14 protein-coding genes are annotated in these 17,205 nt (G+C 58.0%); 5 read left to right on the top strand and 9 right to left on the bottom strand.

Translation table 11 applies throughout. The features are described 5' to 3' along the window. Positions 1-90 precede the first annotated feature (90 nt). The 3 genes from NA619_RS08915 to NA619_RS08925 all read left to right on the top strand — a co-directional run bounded on the left by NA619_RS08915 (position 91) and on the right by NA619_RS08925 (position 3,384). Positions 91-981 (top strand): MBL fold metallo-hydrolase, encoded by an 891-nt coding sequence (locus NA619_RS08915; RefSeq protein ID WP_255961508.1) that lies wholly within the window; start codon positions 91-93, stop codon positions 979-981. A 380-nt stretch (positions 982-1,361) separates the two neighbouring features. Then, a complete protein-coding gene (locus NA619_RS08920) occupies positions 1,362-1,715 on the top strand; it encodes a hypothetical protein (protein ID WP_255961509.1) in 354 nt (117 codons plus the stop codon). 412 nt (positions 1,716-2,127) lie between these two features. Then, positions 2,128-3,384, top strand: a complete 1,257-nt coding sequence (locus NA619_RS08925; protein WP_255961510.1) for a sensor domain-containing diguanylate cyclase — start codon at positions 2,128-2,130, stop codon at positions 3,382-3,384. Between the two features lie 161 nt (positions 3,385-3,545). Here the strand turns inward: NA619_RS08925 and NA619_RS08930 are convergent, their stop codons facing one another. Then, a complete protein-coding gene (locus tag NA619_RS08930) occupies positions 3,546-4,415 on the bottom strand; it encodes a hypothetical protein (protein ID WP_255961511.1) in 870 nt (289 codons plus the stop codon). 289 nt (positions 4,416-4,704) lie between these two features. After that, positions 4,705-5,916: an MFS transporter gene (locus tag NA619_RS08935; RefSeq protein ID WP_255961512.1), complete on the bottom strand. Its 1,212-nt coding sequence runs from the start codon at positions 5,914-5,916 to the stop codon at positions 4,705-4,707. Positions 5,917-6,015: 99 nt separating this feature from the next. Between NA619_RS08935 and NA619_RS08940 the strand changes: the two genes are divergently transcribed. Beyond that, on the top strand, positions 6,016-6,975 hold the full coding sequence (locus NA619_RS08940) for an AraC family transcriptional regulator (RefSeq protein WP_255961513.1): 960 nt from the start codon (positions 6,016-6,018) through the stop codon (positions 6,973-6,975). A 302-nt stretch (positions 6,976-7,277) separates the two neighbouring features. Here NA619_RS08940 and fabF read toward each other — a convergent pair whose 3' ends face one another. The 7 genes from fabF to NA619_RS08975 form a co-directional block, all read right to left on the bottom strand. After that, positions 7,278-8,564 (bottom strand): beta-ketoacyl-ACP synthase II, encoded by a 1,287-nt coding sequence (gene fabF, locus NA619_RS08945; protein ID WP_255961514.1) that lies wholly within the window; start codon positions 8,562-8,564, stop codon positions 7,278-7,280. A 117-nt stretch (positions 8,565-8,681) separates the two neighbouring features. Then, entirely contained in the window at positions 8,682-9,221 is a 540-nt protein-coding gene (locus NA619_RS08950) for a PaaI family thioesterase (RefSeq protein ID WP_255961515.1), read from the bottom strand. 446 nt (positions 9,222-9,667) lie between these two features. Further along, positions 9,668-10,234: a TetR/AcrR family transcriptional regulator gene (locus NA619_RS08955; protein ID WP_255961516.1), complete on the bottom strand. Its 567-nt coding sequence runs from the start codon at positions 10,232-10,234 to the stop codon at positions 9,668-9,670. 622 nt (positions 10,235-10,856) lie between these two features. After that, a complete protein-coding gene (locus NA619_RS08960) occupies positions 10,857-13,082 on the bottom strand; it encodes a hybrid sensor histidine kinase/response regulator (RefSeq protein WP_255961517.1) in 2,226 nt (741 codons plus the stop codon). Positions 13,083-13,367: 285 nt separating this feature from the next. Then, positions 13,368-13,682 carry an antibiotic biosynthesis monooxygenase family protein gene (locus NA619_RS08965; RefSeq protein WP_255961518.1) on the bottom strand — a complete coding sequence of 105 codons (315 nt, stop codon included), beginning with the start codon at positions 13,680-13,682 and terminating at the stop codon, positions 13,368-13,370. Between the two features lie 30 nt (positions 13,683-13,712). Continuing rightward, positions 13,713-14,702 carry a zinc-dependent alcohol dehydrogenase family protein gene (locus NA619_RS08970; RefSeq protein ID WP_255961519.1) on the bottom strand — a complete coding sequence of 330 codons (990 nt, stop codon included), beginning with the start codon at positions 14,700-14,702 and terminating at the stop codon, positions 13,713-13,715. 151 nt (positions 14,703-14,853) lie between these two features. Further along, positions 14,854-15,156 (bottom strand): ArsR/SmtB family transcription factor, encoded by a 303-nt coding sequence (locus tag NA619_RS08975; protein WP_255961520.1) that lies wholly within the window; start codon positions 15,154-15,156, stop codon positions 14,854-14,856. 1,003 nt (positions 15,157-16,159) lie between these two features. Between NA619_RS08975 and NA619_RS08980 the strand changes: the two genes are divergently transcribed. Beyond that, on the top strand, positions 16,160-17,158 hold the full coding sequence (locus NA619_RS08980) for a D-cysteine desulfhydrase (protein WP_255961521.1): 999 nt from the start codon (positions 16,160-16,162) through the stop codon (positions 17,156-17,158). Positions 17,159-17,205 lie beyond the last annotated feature (47 nt).

Genomic DNA, 17,205 nt, shown 5'->3' on the forward strand with positions numbered 1-17,205 from the left:
TTATATCGGAATATGTCATTCAGGCCACTGTCAGGCTCTGGGCGGTTCGGCAAGAATGACTTCTCGATGTGTACCAATAGGATGATCGTTATGAAATACAAAGCGCTTTCTCTCGCCCTCGGTATTGCATATGCCGCCCTCGCTGCACCAGCGTTTGCCGGCGCGGATGCCTCCGACGCTCCCAAAGCAGTGCATAAAGTGGATCTACAGCAGATTCGTAACGCAACGGTGAAGATCTCGTACGGCGGTACGACCTTCCTGATTGATCCCATGCTGGCTAAAAAGGCTGCCTATCCAGGGTTTGAAAACACCTACCGAAGCAACCTTCGCAATCCGTTGGTTGATCTGACCGAATCACCAGAACAGGTCATCTCCGGTGTCGACGCAGTAATCGTCACCCATACACACCTGGATCACTGGGACGAGGCTGCGCAAAAAGCCCTGCCGAAGGACATCCCGTTATTCGCCCAACATGAAGACGATGCGCAGCTGATTCGTTCCCAAGGGTTCAGGAATGTACGCGTACTGACTGACGAAGCGGAGTTCGGCGGCGTCAAGCTCACCAAGACTGGAGGCCAACATGGTACTGACGAAATGTATGCCGTGCCCGCGCTCGCAGAACCGTTAGGCGAAGCGATGGGCGTCGTTTTTCAAGCCCCAGGCTACAAAACCCTTTACCTGGCAGGTGACACGATCTGGCGTAAAGAAGTCGATGAGGCGATCGAAACGTTCCGCCCGAAAGTTATCGTGCTCAATGCAGGTAAGGCGAAAATGATCGGGTTCGAAGGCGCGATCATCATGGGCGAGGAAGACGTTCTGCGTGCTTCCAAGGCAGCGAAAGACGCGAGAATCGTCGCCGTGCACATGGACGCAGTGAACCACATGTCCCTGAGCCGCGAAGACCTGCATACCTACGTCAGAAAGCAGGGCATCGAGAGCCGCGTTGATATTCCTGAAGACGGCGCTTCATTGGCGTTTTGACTCATTTAGCAAAGCTCGTCGCTGAGGCAGTTGGATTCGCCCGACCTGTAGAGATCTGGCCATTCGTGCTCCTCTCTACAAGCCCCTGCACTCGACGAGCAGCCCACTCGCCAACACTACGTTGGTACCTGCCATCGAGCGAGCAAACCTGAATCGCCGCCTCAGCATAAGCATGTGATAACGCGGCGTGCGGCGCCGCCCCCTGTCGCAGCTGTGCGACGGTTCGGTTGCGTCAGACCGCTTCAACTGTGGGCCCATCGCTGGTCAGTCGGGGACCCTCTGTTGAGCAACCGCTCTCGTCTTGAGAACCGCCCCTTCTCTGCGAGAACTTAGCGTCTCGGTCTTGTTCACATAAAAGACAGTCCAACGGGAGAACGAGAATGAAAAAACCAGTTTCCGCTCTACTAGGCTTGGTCTTCGCTATTCCAGTCCTCGCCCAGGAGCCCCTGGTTGCCACGCGACTGCACGGGATGGACCTGGAACTCGAAGAGCTGGGCGTGCCTTCGGCTTCGTCGGAGAAAGTCGATCTGAAGGGTGTCCCTGCCATCAAAGTAAAAAACAGAAGCCAAGAAATTGCCTCGTGTCAGTTTCACGCTCTGCCAGAAGAAACGGCAATGACTGCCACGCCCGCTGAGTCGATCAGTCCCAATGAAGAGGTCGTCATGCAGGTACCGGGCAAATATTCAGCTGGCGGGCCGATCGCCTTGCTGGTTTGCCAGCCAGAGGGCGCTTAAATCGTTGATTTATGCGAAGGCGGTTGCATGATGTGCTGGCACGGACGGCCGCCTCATAAGGTCTGTTCATCACACCTTAGGCGCGAGACAGCAGCTTTCTGGCAGCGAAACCCTGTGGCAGCCGTAACGGCAGACCGCCACCTACGAGTTTGCTGTTAAAGGGGCAAAGCTCGAATATCTCAATTATCTGATGCTGACCTGTAACTATAGAATTCAGGCTAGCAACCGATACCCTAGATCAGGACGATGTCGCGAAGCGTCGCTCGTGACCTGTGAATAAAGCACTGCCGATAGTCGACGTTTCTACAAAAGTTGAGCCTTTCTCCGGCTACAGCGTCGACAAAGGGGGACGATACTGCGATCGAGCCATGCCGCAGTAAACTTGTTGCTGAGCACATCGAAGCCAACAATCATGAGCACTTCGAACACACCGCTTCTTTCCGCCGTCTGGTCCACGGACGAGCTGGGCATCTGCGTCGCCAGTCAGGAAAGCCCTTGCGGACTTATCCCCGCAATGGAGGGCTTAACGTTATGTGCATGGCTGGCAGCGATACAGGCTGATGACGACCCAGAGATCGCGATGAACCTTGCGGTGGCCTTGGAGCGAGTCACTCCTTTTCAAATCGAAGCGCCCATTCATTGCATGGACGGAACGACGCGGCGTGTGATTATTTCAGGCCTGCCAGATTGCCGACTTGGTGCTTCTGGCATGCATTATCAAGGCTTCATTCTGGACATAACCGGGCACCGGGAGGCATTGGAGGACGCGCTGCGCACCGCGGCGGAGTACCGTCTGTTGATTGAAAACAGCACCGACCTGATCGCTCATTGCAACACCGACGGCAGGTACGTTTCGATATCGCCGTCTTACAGCAGAATGATAGGTTGGCCAGGCGATGAAATAGTGGGCCAACGGGTGTTGGATTTCCTGCATCCCGAGGACCGCGCACCTGCAGCGCATGCTCTGGATCAGATCTTAAACGGGGCCGTGCTGCCGGACGCAGTGGAGGTGCGCAAGCGGCATCGCGATGGCTACTACATTGCGCTTGGCACCAAGGCCTGTAGCGTCATCGATCCTCACACCGGCAACAGCATCGGTGCCGTACTGGTTTCGCGTGACATTACCCGCGACAAGGAAAAGCTTGGGAAGCTCGTGCACATGGCAACCCGAGACACGCTAACTGGATTGCCAAATCGCGCCTGGATCACCGATCGGGTCGGATGCATGCTCGCCGAGGGCGACGATCAGGCATACACGACCGTCTTTTTTATTGACCTCAATGGATTCAAGGCAGTCAACGACTCGATGGGACACGCGGCAGGAGATACTTTGCTGCAACAGGTAAGCGAACGGCTACAGCGCTGCATGCGCCCAGGTGACTCGGTGGCACGCCTGGGCGGAGACGAATTCGTAGTAGCAGCGACGTGCAGCGATCGCCAGGTGGCATCTGGAATCGCTCAGCGTCTGCTCGACTGCTTGGAAGTGCCATTCACCATCGATGGCAGGGAAGTAGAGATCGGGGCGGCTGTTGGCATCAGCCTGGCTCGATTCGGGACGGCATCGACCAAACTGTTATTTGAACGTGCCGATACCGCGATGTACCAGGCCAAAGCACGAGGTGATCGATCATATCGATTCTTCGAACCGCCAACGCCGCCTCTTACCTAATACACGTTGTTCTGGTTCCGGCATCGCCGCTCGCGATGAAATGCTTGAAATCATAGCAAGCCTTCAATCAGACATTCATACGCCCTCCTGGCCAAAAGCAGACTTGCGCCAGCCACAATCAATTCGATTGGCTAGCGCAGTCCGTTTTGCGCGCATCGTTGCTAATACTTACCTACCGCGTTGAAAAACCATCCTTGGCTTCGGTATGAGAGGTCGGTCAGATCGTCACTGAAATCGCTGAAGTTATAGCCGACCCCCGCTTTGAAGTGGTTGCCAAAGTGGCGGTACACGCCCACCAGCGCACCGGTTTTACTGTCTCTGGCCTCAGACTCCTCGCGACGACGCAACTCCATCATCAGGTCCCATTTTTTGACCACATGCCAGTCGACCCGGGCGGCGTAGAGTTGACCGCGACTGTCGAACCAGTCGGCCGAAGTGTCACGGCTCATGCGCAGCTCGCTCAAGCGATACGCGTATTTACCGCCCACGCTCCAGCGTTCGGTCAGATCGTAGATGCCATCGATGGCGAACACATGGCTGCGCTGGGCGTAATCGACGTTCGAGCCAGTGGCGGTCGACACCTGATCCGGCGGCGGCAGGTCTGCCAGATACGTGTACTTTGTCAGCAGGTTCAGGCGGTCGTTGAGCACCGGCCGATAGGCATAGCCGAGCGATGCCTCGACGAAGTCGCCATCGAAATAATCGCCACGGTCGGAATCACCGATCGAGAAGTCGAGCCTGCCGAGGAATCGCCAGTCCGGGTTCACCTGATAGCTCAGGTTATTTCGCATCAGCCACACCGACAGATCCTGAACCTGGCTGCTGTCCTGACGATACTCCAGCCGGCTCGCATAGCGCAGGTCACCGTTGCTGTAACCAACCTTGGCCCCGTAAGCGCGACGCTTGAGCTCGTACTCTGTTTCGGTATTGAAGGTACCAAACTCGGTGGTGATGCCGTAGTTCCAGTGTTCATCCGGTGCGAAATCCAGCCCATAGCCCTGTATCAGGCCTGCCTGATCACCGTGCTGCATTCGTTGCTCGGCATACACACTGGTGCTGTCTGCCCAGCGAGAACGGGCCCCTGTTACGACTTGCCCGGTACGGCCAGTGCCCACCAGCCCGCTGCGGCTGGCAAACCCGTCGTCGCCGCGGTCGCTGTCGAGCTAGTAGATGCCATCTTGACCGGAGTCGCCGCTTCATTGAGCAGGCTAAGATCAGTCGAACCTGACTATTCGGTCGGCTCGCGACTTGCTACACGAGGGCGCCACCCTGCAGATAGGATTGCCCTAATGCCTAACGTGTACTGCGCGACCTGCAACCTCATCGTGCCGTGACAACGTCGACCCGAACTTTAAACCCAATGAAAACAGCGGCGAGCAGCATCACAACGCCTGCGGCAATAAATACGCCTGTTACGCCACCGAATCCAAAGACTAGTCCACCCAGAGCCGCGCCCGCCGCGATCGAGAATTGTACGGAGGCAACCACCATGCCACCCGCTGTTTCCGCTTGATCCGGAACAGCGCGAGCAACCCAGTTTGACCACGCTACCGGGACGCCACCGAATGCCAATCCCCACAACGCCACCAGCAGCACCAGACCCGTTGTCTGGACGGGTAGCCAGATCATGGCAAGCGCTGCTACGCCCACCAGTGCAGGCATCGATATCAGAGTAGCGCGCAAGCTGCGCTGCATTAGCCAGCCGGCCAGCAGGGTACCTACGAAATTGGCCACTCCGAACCCAAGCAGCATCAAAGACAACCCATCTACGTCAATTCCAGCGATGCTTTCAAGACCAGGGCGAATGTAGGTGAACAGCGCGTACTGCCCTGTATGTGCCAGTATGCATCCCAGCATTCCCATTGCTATGCCGTGGCGGCGGAGCAACTCCATCACCGATGCTGCTCTTACGGTTTTGCGTGGGGCCATGCTGGGGAGCGTGAATAGCTGGAAGAGCAGAGTCAGTGTGCCAACGGCTGCTGCCGCTACAAAAGCACTACGCCATCCATATAGCCCGCCCATGTAGCTTCCTAGCGGTACTGAGACTACGGTACCGACGGCGATACCGCTGAAAATGATGGAGAGCGCACGTGGAACGAGATTCGCCGGAACCAGGCGCATGGCAATGGCTGCGGCCATGCTCCAGAACCCACCCAATGCGATGCCCAATAGGACTCGCATTGCCAGCAGAACAGTGAGGCTTGAAGAAAGCGCCACCAGTAGGTTGGAGACAATCATAAGTACCGTGAAGCCCAGCAGTACCAAACGCCGATCAAGCTTGCGAGTCAGGCCAGGAACCAGCAAGCCAGCGAACAGCGCCACCACTGCCGTTACGGTCACAGCCTGGCCGGTAAGTGCCTCCGAAACGCCAAGGTCTTCAGCCATCGGTGTCAACAGACTAGCGGGTAGATATTCCGCGGTCAGTAAACCGAATACCCCCATCGCCAGCGAAAAAACGGCCATCCAGGCCGACTCTGTCGATTCCGCATTGGCCGAATCGCCTGGCGCAGCATCAATCACTTCATTGCTCATCTGAATAGATCCTAGATAACGATTACAGCTCAAAGTCTAGGGACGAGCGCTAGGATGAACTATGATGTCGAGTCCGGTTTTTTTGATCAAAACACCTAGATGACTGAATTCGAACAGTTCGCCTTGTCGTCCGATCTCATCAGCGAGCTGTTGACGGGCATGCGCCTGCGGGGCGTTCAGTACCGTCGCATTCAAACCGGCCCATCGTTTGGCCTCGGCTTCGGTGACAGACCGAAACACGCGCACTTTTATTACCTCGCGGTTGGTACCGCCTACCTGCGTGAAGGTGGCGGTGCTGTACACGTGCTCTCGGCTGGCAGCGCAGTGTTCATGCCCCAAGGTACAAAGCATCAGTTGCTTTCGGACACGCAGGTAACGTCTCAACAGATCGACAGCTTCGAGGCCGTCCCTTTAGGGGAGGCTGTTAGCGGGGTCGATACATGCCCCAGTACTCACCCAACGCCAAGCGCAGTCCTTTTTTACGGTTGCATGGAGTTCGACCTCGGCGGCATGCAGGGTCTCGGAAAGCTGATGCCTGGCGTCATGGTGGCTGACACCGAGGGGCGGCGTTACGATGGCCTGCTGCCCATTCTGGACGCCATGAAACGTGAAATCTGCGCTGGGCGTATCGGCTTTGCTGGGATTCTGGCTCGATTGGCCGAAGTAGCCGCCGCAATGATCGTTCGTGGGTGGATCGAGTGCGGTTGTGAGAACGCCTCCGGCCTTGTAGCGGCATTGCGCGACCCACGTCTTGCACGCGCGATACTGGCACTGCATCGCCACCCTGGGAAGGAGTGGACTGTTGCTCAATTGGCTGAACAATCCTACGTCTCGCGTTCTGTTTTTGCCCAAAGGTTTCAGGCCACGATAGGAGTGCCGCCGCTACGATATGCAACGGAGTTGCGAATGCGCCTTGCCAGCCAGTGGCTCAGCCAAGAAAAGCTGCCGATCGATACCGTAGCTCATCGTCTTGGCTATGCATCTCAAGCTGCGTTCAGTCGGGCATTCAAGCGGATTACCGGGCAGTCACCGGGAGCCATTCGGCAAACGCTTGTGTAACCTGAAGCTAGCATGGTGCCCTATCTATTCGATGCGGTGCGAGGCTAGATAGTTACCTTCAGAAGCGGTGGCGCCTGACGTTTTCCGTTAGGCGCTCCCGGTACCGTTTCTACCTGGATGGCTGCTTCTAGCCGAGAGCGGCCCATTCAAACCTGTCACCGGCCGCCCCGACCGAACTTGCAGTCAGAAAGTAAGCAAGACTGGCCAATCATTACTCGTCCAGGCGCATGATTGGCGGCGTGCTTGGATCGACCGCTAGCCGCTGTCTCGAATGGCGCCAATCGCTGGCACCCTATGCATCATCAAGCGGAATTCCAGCGCTTAAACAACACGCTGGCGTTGACGCCGCCGAATCCGAAGCCATTCGACAGGGCGTAGTCGATCGGCATTTTTCGCGCGATCAGGCCAACCAGATCGAGTCCTTCGGCTGCCCCGTCGGGGTTATGCAGGTTGAGCGTGGGTGGCACGACCTGATCACGTAATGCCAGGACAGTAAAGATGGCTTCGATGCCCCCGGCCGCGCCCAGTAGGTGGCCGGTACTGGACTTGGTCGAGGAGATGGCAACACCCGATCCCGACCCGAAAACCGACCGGATGGCTGCCAATTCGCCCCGGTCGCCCACCTGAGTGGAGGTCGCATGGGCGTTAATGTGCTGAACCTCATGTGGAGATACGCCGCCCTGCTTGAGGGCCTGCTCCATTGCTCGTCGCGCACCGTTTCCATTGGCAGGGCCGGCTGTCAGGTGATAGGCATCGGCACTCGTCCCGTAACCGACCAGCTCAGCCAGGGGCTGTGCGCCACGCGCTAGCGCGTGCTCGAGCGATTCGATGACCAGCAAGCCCGCGCCCTCGGCCATGACGAAGCCCTCCCGGTCGCGGTCGAACGGTCGAGACGCCTGCTGCGGCCGGTCATTGAATACGGTTGAAAGTGCCCGTGCCGCCGCAAAACTCCCCAGAGTGACGCGATGAATGGCCGCCTCGGTCCCGCCGCAGATGGCAATGTCCGCTTCGCCGCTGCGGATCAGCCGCGCCGCATCGCCAATGGCTTGCACGCCGGCAGCACAGGCCGTGACAGGTGCGCCGAGCGGGCCCTTGAAACCATGCTGGATGGAGATGTGCCCGGCCGCCATGTTGGCGAGAAACGACGGCGCCGTGAACGGTGAGAGCCTGCGAGGTCCCCGACTGTCCGTGGTGCGCACCGCCTCGGCGATGGCATCGAACCCACCGACCCCTGAAGCGATAATGGTCGCGGTTCGCGCCTGCCCCGCCTCATCGGCCGGATGCCAGCCTGCTTGCGCAAGCGCCTCCTGCGCAGCCACCAGCGCAAACTCGATGAAACGATCCATCTTCTTGCGGTCCTTTGCAGCGATGTAGCGATCCGGGTCATAGCCCGCCTCGCTATCCTCCGCCACGCTTGGCACGCGCCCCGCGATGCTGCACCCCGTCCCCTCTGCCAGATCCTCAGGCAGTGCACGAATGCCCGACTGCCCAGCCAGCAGACGTGACCACGCAACCTGCGTCCCACAGCCCAACGGGCCCACGAGTCCAGTTCCCGTAACAACTACACGGACGGCATTTCCAACACTCATATCAAACCTCGTTTTCTTTGATGACCGCGATGGGGTCAGAGACCCCGCCTCCCGGTCTTGGCGGTGCTTACGTGTTCGTGCGCACTGACGCTGAATCTGCGTTGCGGGCGGTTAACCTCACGCGCCGGCCCCAAGAATCAAGCAGCTGGTCGAGCCGATGGCATAGAGGCGATCGTCCACGTCGTACAGCCGTCCCTCGGCCACCGCAGTAGAGCGTCCGACATGCACCACTCTCCCCTCTGCACGCACCGGTCCGACGCCGGCACGCAGCGCGCGGATGTAGGTCGTGCGCAGATCAGTCGTCGTATAGCCCTGCCCTGCTTCCAATCGGGTATGCACGGCGCATCCCATGCAGGAGTCGAGCAACGTCGCGGCATACCCGCCGTGAACGCTTCCCAGCGGGTTGTAGTGGCGCTCATCAGGTGTGCCCTGAAAGACGAAATAGCCTGGCGCCCACTCCACCGGTACGAAATCCATCAGGTCGCCCATGGCCGGGCGCGGCAGCTCACCTCGGCCGATCGCCTCGAAGAAGTCCAGCGGGGCCAGCCCCAGCGCCTTGCTCGGTGGCACGGTGCCGACCGGTCCCATTCGGGCACGAATGGCCTCTTCGGCGTCCAGCCAGGCGGCTAACCGGGCTTCACGATCTGCGTAGTTCATAGCGAGTCCTCGACTATCGGCGGTTTGAGCGCATTGGATTATGACCAGCATATAAAGCATATGATGCCCATCATGTAAAGCGTCAACCGGTGTACTTTCGATTGCTTTGCCGCCGCAACGGCAACGAAAGATTATGGGGCCTACCAGTCAGAGGCAGTGCTGGGAGAACTGGCGCCGGGGTGGCGTGCGAGTGCGAGCAGTGCTGCCCAGCATCACGCGCAGCGAGATATGGAAGCGCAGCGTGGCCGGCCTCGGGCAGTTGTCTAGCAACAGGTGATAGACGTCGAAGCGGTGGAGCACGCAGCCTTGCACGGCTGGAATCTGGGCGGTCCGTTACCCTTCCCTCATCGCCGGATGCCAAGGAGCGGAACGAATGTTGGCAGTGCGCGCAGCGCTCGGACCGAGCCTGTCGCGTGCCCAAGTAGCCCCCGCTATCGAAGCGAGTTCTAGGTCCCGGGCTGCTCGGCGCCGATGAGCCTAATCAGGCTGGCGCGGGTTTCATCAAGCAGGCGATCGGACAACTCGGGATCAACTACGCTGCGCGACAGCAGCAATGCGCCAACCATGGCACTGAGGACCAGCGCTGTATCCTTGCTGCCATCCATGTGATCGCTTATCTGAGCAAGCCGTTGACTCACCGCCTCGTCGGTAACTGGACTGGCCTGCCCGCGTCGGCCCAACTCAGCCGAGATGGTCGGGAATACGCACCCCTTAGCAGGCTCGGCTCGATGGGTCTTGGACAGATAGCGGCGGATGAAGGTCTCCAAAGGCTGGTCGCCGCCCAGGCGGGTGGGCGTGACCGCATCGAGCTCGGTTGCGCAATAACGCAGCGCCTCGTCAACCAGCTCGTCCTTCGATTTGAAATGGGCATAAAATCCACCATGTGTGAGGTTCAACGCCTTCATCAGTGTCGGCACACTGGTCGCGCTCACACCATCGCGACGAAAGCGGCGCGCGGCCTCTTCGACGATGCGCTGGCGAGTTTGAGCCTTGTGGTCTTCGGAATACCGCATGGTCGGCCTCGATAGTTCATATGCTGGGCGTCATGCTACGCCTCTGGACCGATTCGGCAAGGCGCGGCCAGGCGCCGCCGGAAGCCACGCGTCGACTGGGTTCAGAAGCAATGCGTTGCACGCGACAAGATGCGCCGGTTACCGGCCTGGGGTCGCATCCCTTTGCTCAAACTGGCGGGCAACATGCTTTACAGACGAAGCTATTTGCCATTAGCGGAACCCATATGACCCGAGGCAGGACGCTACCTCGACGTATCGCCGTTACCCTCTTCACCTTGTCGACGCTATGTGCCGCACTGCTGCTAGGTGTTAGCTATTGGGCGAAACCAACGGTCATCGTTCGAAACCATTCGAGCCTCACCGTGCAGGTTGAAGCTCTATGGAGCGCCAGTCGTAAGCAGCCTCCTGCCATCGCTCCAGGCGCAAAGCGAACGTTCAAAGTAGCGGGCGAGTCGTCGATAGCGCTTGTGGTGACTTATCCCGACGGAAGACAACTGACCAGTGCGCCAATGTACTTCACTACAGCCATGACGGTGACAGCTGTCGTCAACGATAACCACGTGGATGTAACCACGGAGCTTTGATAAATGTCAGTGCAATCCGCGCGGGTGAGTCTCATACGTTACGATCTAACTGAAGCCTGCCCCGCGACCAGTTGCTCGCTCAACGATCTCGTGAGCTCTGCAACATCAAACGGCTTGGACAGTACCCTGAAGCCATGTTCTGACACTGCCCGCTCCGTATATCCGGTCGCGAGCACAATCGGCAGGTCAGGATGGCGCGCACGAACAGCCTGCGCAAGAGCGACTCCATCCATGCCTCCGGGCATCACGATGTCCGATAGCATCAGGTCAATCGCTGGCATCATGTCCGACTCAAGTCGTTCCAGAGCAGAGTCGGCATCGATGGCTATATCAACCGAATAGCCGATCTGCTCTAACATCGACGCGATCACATCACGAACCTCCGGATCGTCATCTACTACCAGCACTCTCGCGCTAGAAGACGTCACCTCCGGATGAGATTCGAGCCAGAGCGCCTCAGGTTCACCTTCATTGGTAGCGGGTAGAAATATTGAAACGGCGGTCCCAGAGCCAACAGCGCTAGTTATCGAAACGGTACCGCCAGACTGTTGCGCAAATCCGTAGACCTGAGCGAGCCCAAGCCCGGTCCCCGCTCCGACCGCCTTTGTGGTGAAGAAGGGCTCGAACGCTTTTGCCTTAATGTCCTCGTCCATGCCTGTGCCCGTATCGGATACCTTCAGTTCAAAGTAGGGCCGTGGTTTCTGTTCCTGTCGGACCGTTTCAGCGGGCTGTACCGCGCTCAGACCCACCGTGAGCTTGCCCCCATCAGGCATAGCGTCACTGGCGTTGACAGCAAGGTTGAGAATCGCCAGCTCGCATTGAAGCGGATCCAGGACTACGGGCCAGCGACCCTCAGGCAGTTCAATGATGAGCTGAACCCGGCCGGGTAACGCCCCGGTGAGCAATTCTTTCATTCCAAGTATCAGGTCGCGCAGATCGGTGAGCCTGGCCTCGCTGTTACGGTTTCTGCTAAACGTCATCAACTGTCGGGTAAGACGCGTTCCTCGGTTCACTGATCGCAGACAGGCATCAAGCGCGCGCTGGGCACGTGGGTTCGGCGATAGCATCGCGGCAAGCTCGAGCCCAACCGTCATGCTCTGCAATAGATTGTTGAAGTCATGCGCAATGCCCCCAGTAAGCCTACCGAGGGCCTCGAGTTTCTGCCCTTGCAGAAGCGCGTGATGGGATCGCTCGGCCTGAGCGACCGCTTCGGCGACTCGCTCAGACAACTCCTGTTTCGCACAGAATATCTTTTCGCTGGCTGCGGCCAGTGCACTTGCCGTGCGATCCGTCTCGTCGATACCGGTAGGTGACGCCTTCACTATGTCCCCATTGGCCATGGCCTCTGCGGCTAAATCGAGGCGCTTGAGGGGGCGTGTGATGGTTCGTCCGACTAATACCGCGAGCGTTAATGCAATCGCCAAGGTCAGCATTATTCCTCCAACCATGATCGCGAGTGGCTTTGCAGCCTCTACGAGGAGATCACGCTGGGGGATGGCTATCAGCACCGTCCACTGGGATTTCTTGGCACGGCTAAAGAACGTCAGAACAGGGTGACCATCTCGAGTGATTGATTCGGTAATACCGTCTGCATCGGGGTGCGCCTGAAGTTTATCGACAATGCTGCCGGTGGCTCGCTGACCCACGTGCGCGGCCGGGTCTCGGGTCCGGACAACAATGGTTTGCCGCTGATCGAGTATTACGCCAAGCCAATCTTCCGGCAGGTCATGCTCCTTGAGAATTTCACCAAGACGCTCTGCTGGAAACTCCATGGACACGTAATACACCACCCGTCCATCACGATAGACTGGCCGATGAATAGCAAATGCGTAGCCGCCGTCGTGGCTGTCAATGAACAATGGACTAATGTCCAGACCCTCACTTCCAAGCACGCTCGGCAAACTCGGGGGCATGGGAATAGGCCCCTCGTTTGGTCGGTGGGTGTTTAACAGCGGAACGCCGTCAGGGTCGAATACGATCACTCCAGCGTCGAACGGCTGAAGAATCTCCTGAGCGTCCTGATAGAACGTCTTTAGGTCCCCACGTACCAGACTAGGTCTGACGGCCACCGTGGAGACGATGGCTTCGTACCGGCGCAAGTCGCTGTCGACAGCAAGCGCCACAGCACGGGTCGTCTCCTGCATGCTCCTGGAAATTCGCGCCCACTGAGCGTCGTACACTGTATAGGTGGCGACAAGCCCAAACACCAAAGTGGGGGCGAGTACGGCAAAGACTAACCAGATCAGGCGAGAACGGATCGACACAAAAAGGCTCTAGCTGTGGTACCGAAACGGTCGGGCTGGCTTTTCGATCGCCTAACCTTCGTCAGGAGGTGAGCTTCGGTCATAACACTGCCAATTACTAGACTGATAGTGTTCAAGGCAACGCAGCCAACGGTTCTTTTCATTCGCACCGATAGCTGCACCAGCACGATGATCGCCATTATGAACGAGGTGGCAAACAGCGGAATTGATCAGCTTGCCAAGGACGGTACGGGCCAGTGAGCGCATGCGTCAGCTGACCCGATGAGTCCTCGCATTTTGGGAGCCTTAGAAAGAAGGATCACCTGCGGCAAATGCCACTCCCTCTACGTGATAGACCTGCGGATCTTCCGAGAAGTATTTCTGCAGGCCCATCATGAACACCCGATGGTCTTCACTCGCTTCAAACCCCGGCGTGTGATCCTCTAGCGACTCCCACCGCACTATCAAGTTGAACAGCTGGGGCGTTTCGATACCTCGCGCGAGCAAGTGACCGCCGTACCCCTTTGCACGGCTAAGCAAAGGCGCAACTTCCGCGAATGCCTGTTTGAACCGATCAATGTGTTCCTCGTGAACAGGTAGCAAAGCAATTTCATAGATCATGGCGCACCTTCATAAAATTGAATTACGCAGTTAAAGATCTGCACTGATCACGTGAGCCTGCGGATCGACTGCGATTGCGATTTTTCCCCGAAGACCATTATTTGGGCGCTCCAGCAGTGCATGGGCCAAAGGGATGTCTGCAAGCGAGTACACCGCGCCAAGATGTGGTCGCAGCTGACCTCGCGCAATCAACGCGCTCAGTTCATCCAGCTTGCCGCGGTTCTGCCTTGTGAAAACAAAGTGATAACTAGCGTTCTTACCCCAGGCTTGGATTACGTTTTGTGGCTGTGCAATGTCCACAATAGAGACCATGCGGCCCAGCTGGGCGAGCACATCCGGGCTACGCGACAGTGTGTCGCCACCGATGGTGTCAAACACCACATCAACCCCGTTGCCACCGGTTTCACGCAGCACAGCATCGCCGTAATCTTCCTTCTCGTAGTCGATGACCACGTCGGCACCAAGACCTCGCACAAACTCTCCGTTGGCTTCGCGTACGGTAGTGAACACCTTGGCGCCAATGGCTTTTGCTAACTGAATCGCCACATGACCGACGCCTCCCGCGCCGCCGTGTATCAGGATGCTCTCCCCCACTCTGAGCGCCGCGCGTACGACAAGCGCTTCCCACGCCGTACCACCAACCAGGGTCAGGCTAGCTGCCTCCAAGTGACTCAGCGTCGGAGGCTTCCTCCCAATGATGGATTCAGCAGCAACGTGGTACTCGGCATAACTGCCGGGTCCGTCAAAGATTTGCGGGGTGTACCAGACTTCGTCTCCTGGCACGAAGCCCGTCACGCCCGGGCCGACGGCTTCGACAACACCCGATATGTCGTGCCCGGTAATGGTGGGCAGTGGCACCAGGTCGGAATAATCACCACGCCTGACCTGGAAATCCAACGGATTGATGGAGGTTGCGTGGACCCGTACCAGAACTTGTCCAGCTTGCGGTACGGGCTTGGGCACCTCGCGCAGCTCGAATGATTCAGGGCCGCCAAATGAGTTCAATATCATCGCTTTCATTGCTGCTCCTCACTTCGTTATAAAGGTATTTCGGGAATTTTCGATATATCGCTGCGGATCTTTGCGCCTGTGATGGGGCCTCATGGCATCGTACGGCTGCTCTTCTAGAAAAAGGGATATCGGGATTTTCCGATATATTCGGTTAAATGGTTTAGAGCTCTTTGTCTATCAGCGCGGCAAGAGCCCGTATGGTTTCTTCGTTGCGCTTGTAGTAGGTCCACTGCCCGATTCGCCTGACTTCGACCAGCCCAGCACGTTGCAGCGTCGCTAGGTAATCAGACACCGTCGACTGTGACAGTCCGACGCCTTCTTGAATGCTGCTCACGCAGACGCCCACTGTATTGACGTCCCCTTCATCCTGTGGAGGGAAGCTCTTCTCCGGATCCTTCAGACCTTTGAGGATTTGAAGGCGAGTCCGATTCGAGAGGGCTTTGAAAACTTCGAGTAATTCCATGAGCTGGATAATATCGGCGTTTCCCGATTTGTCAATAAGCTAATCAACCCTGTCGTTTCAGGCATGGCCGGGCCCAGTTTAATCGCTGCCAAACTCTGCCAGTAATTTACTCAGTGGCGTGCGGCTGAAACCATCCGCGACGTCACGATCAGCGACAGTCGCTTGCTGGACGGTTTCAGCGCCGTGCGCTTCCCCCAGCAACGGCTGTGGGCTGGAGGGAGGAACGGCAAAAAGCAGACGAGGCCAGGGTGGCCAGGATGACACTTGATAGCAGCTTTTTCAGGATGTTGTCCTCGGTGGTGGGTGCAGTGCGTATGCTACGCACGAGCCCCACGTGGACAAACGCGAGTGTGTCAATAGTGCTAATCGACGGTGCTAATACCGATTCGCTGTCGTTTGATCAACACCCCATAAAGTAGGGGAAGAACCTAGGACCGCAACGGCGCCTTGCGGTCCTACGCGAGGGTAACGGGTCGTCTGGATGATGCCGTTCCGCCTGGGTTAGAGCAATTAGCTTTTGCTGGCAGCGGCTGCTGCCCCTCTCTGTATGACCAAACAAACTCAGCAATCAGAACCAAGCAAAGCACCGAAAATATCCATTCCATTAAACAACTCTCTATAAAAACAAACAGCGCTCTATGGTGCGCTTCGCATGTCCGAAGCCGACGAGCCTAGGGTGGGTCTAGCCTCTAGCATCGACGCGGCATCATGGGTCGTTGATTACCAGGGTTTCGGATCACAAAGGAAAATCTTTAATCGTCTCGCCAGCTGCAAGGAGATCCGTCTTCTCCACGGATGCCGTCGCGCTCGATAACGCAGCTAGGGGCTTAACAAGCCGAGTTGTAATGATCGACCCGCGAACGGCAGCGGCATCCAGATGGACGCACTGAAGGTCCGATCAGAGGCATGAAGCGCAGCGTGACGCTTCGCGGGATATCGGCTTGCCGCAGCCTTGGATTGCCTTCTACAGTGGTTACTTACCTTTGCGCAGAAGCCTGCTCCCATGCTCACCGACGCCCTCGCCCGCTTCCCTCGCCTTGATTTGGTTCCCGCCGCTACGCCCCTCGAACATCTACCTCGCCTGTCACGTCACCTGGGTCGGAATATCTGGATCAAGCGCGACGACCTTACCCCGCTAGCCCTCGGTGGCAACAAGGCGCGCAAGCTCGAATATCTTGGCGCCGATGCCCTGGCCCAGGGGGCCGAGGTGCTGGTCACCGCCGGCGCGATCCAGTCCAATCATGTACGTCAGACCGCGGCGGTGGCGGCTAGGCTCGGCCTCGGCTGCCTCGCGCTGCTGGAAAACCCATTGGAAACTGCCGAGGGCAATTACCTGAGTAATGGGAATCGCTTGCTGCTAGACCTGTTCGGATGCGACATCGAAACGGTCGCCAACCTGGATAACGCAGATGAGTTGCTAGGGGCCGCTGCAGACCGTCTCAGTGGCGCCGGTCGTAAACCCTACGTAGTGCCCATCGGCGGCTCCAATGCGCTCGGCGCCCTGGGTTATGTGCGCGCCGGCCTGGAGCTGGCCGAGCAGATGCAAGGCACTGGCGAGGACTTTGATGCCGTGTTGCTCGCCTCCGGAAGCGCCGGGACCCACAGTGGCCTGGCCCTGGCGCTCGAATATGCACAGCCGGGCATCCGGGCGATCGGGGTAACCGTATCGCGCCCGGAAGCGGCGCAGCGGCCCAAGGTCGAAGGGTTGCTGGAACGCACCGCCGATCTGCTTGGCGTCGAGGTGCCGACGGGGCTACAGATCGAACTGTGGGACCAGTATTTTGCCCCTCGCTACGGCGAGCCGAACGCCGGCACACTGGCCGCGATCCGGTTGCTCGCCGAGCAGGAAGGCGTGCTGCTCGACCCGGTGTACACCGGCAAAGCTTTTGCAGGCTTGCTTGATGGCATTGCCCGAGGTGCCTTTCCTGGCCGGGGTCCGCTGCTGTTGCTTCACACCGGTGGTGCACCGGCGCTATTCGCCTATCATCCATGGGCACTATGAGAGCAAATTCTATATTCCATAAATACTGGTCATGATAATTACTAATT

Origin of the sequence: Stutzerimonas stutzeri, from assembly GCF_024448895.1 — a bacterium.
Classification (GTDB): Bacteria; Pseudomonadota; Gammaproteobacteria; order Pseudomonadales; family Pseudomonadaceae; genus Stutzerimonas; species Stutzerimonas stutzeri_Q.

What these genes read in the sequence shown, in the direction of transcription:
- NA619_RS08915 (WP_255961508.1), top strand. Translation starts at nt 91, where the DNA reads ATGAAATACAAAGCGCTTTCTCTCGCCCTCGGTATTGCATATGCCGCC.
- NA619_RS08920 (WP_255961509.1), top strand. Translation starts at nt 1,362, where the DNA reads ATGAAAAAACCAGTTTCCGCTCTACTAGGCTTGGTCTTCGCTATTCCA.
- NA619_RS08925 (WP_255961510.1), top strand. Translation starts at nt 2,128, where the DNA reads ATGAGCACTTCGAACACACCGCTTCTTTCCGCCGTCTGGTCCACGGAC.
- NA619_RS08930 (WP_255961511.1), bottom strand. Translation starts at nt 4,415, where the DNA reads ATGCAGCACGGTGATCAGGCAGGCCTGATACAGGGCTATGGGCTGGAT.
- NA619_RS08935 (WP_255961512.1), bottom strand. Translation starts at nt 5,916, where the DNA reads ATGAGCAATGAAGTGATTGATGCTGCGCCAGGCGATTCGGCCAATGCG.
- NA619_RS08940 (WP_255961513.1), top strand. Translation starts at nt 6,016, where the DNA reads ATGACTGAATTCGAACAGTTCGCCTTGTCGTCCGATCTCATCAGCGAG.
- fabF (WP_255961514.1), bottom strand. Translation starts at nt 8,564, where the DNA reads ATGAGTGTTGGAAATGCCGTCCGTGTAGTTGTTACGGGAACTGGACTC.
- NA619_RS08950 (WP_255961515.1), bottom strand. Translation starts at nt 9,221, where the DNA reads ATGAACTACGCAGATCGTGAAGCCCGGTTAGCCGCCTGGCTGGACGCC.
- NA619_RS08955 (WP_255961516.1), bottom strand. Translation starts at nt 10,234, where the DNA reads ATGCGGTATTCCGAAGACCACAAGGCTCAAACTCGCCAGCGCATCGTC.
- NA619_RS08965 (WP_255961518.1), bottom strand. Translation starts at nt 13,682, where the DNA reads ATGATCTATGAAATTGCTTTGCTACCTGTTCACGAGGAACACATTGAT.
- NA619_RS08970 (WP_255961519.1), bottom strand. Translation starts at nt 14,702, where the DNA reads ATGAAAGCGATGATATTGAACTCATTTGGCGGCCCTGAATCATTCGAG.
- NA619_RS08975 (WP_255961520.1), bottom strand. Translation starts at nt 15,156, where the DNA reads ATGGAATTACTCGAAGTTTTCAAAGCCCTCTCGAATCGGACTCGCCTT.
- NA619_RS08980 (WP_255961521.1), top strand. Translation starts at nt 16,160, where the DNA reads ATGCTCACCGACGCCCTCGCCCGCTTCCCTCGCCTTGATTTGGTTCCC.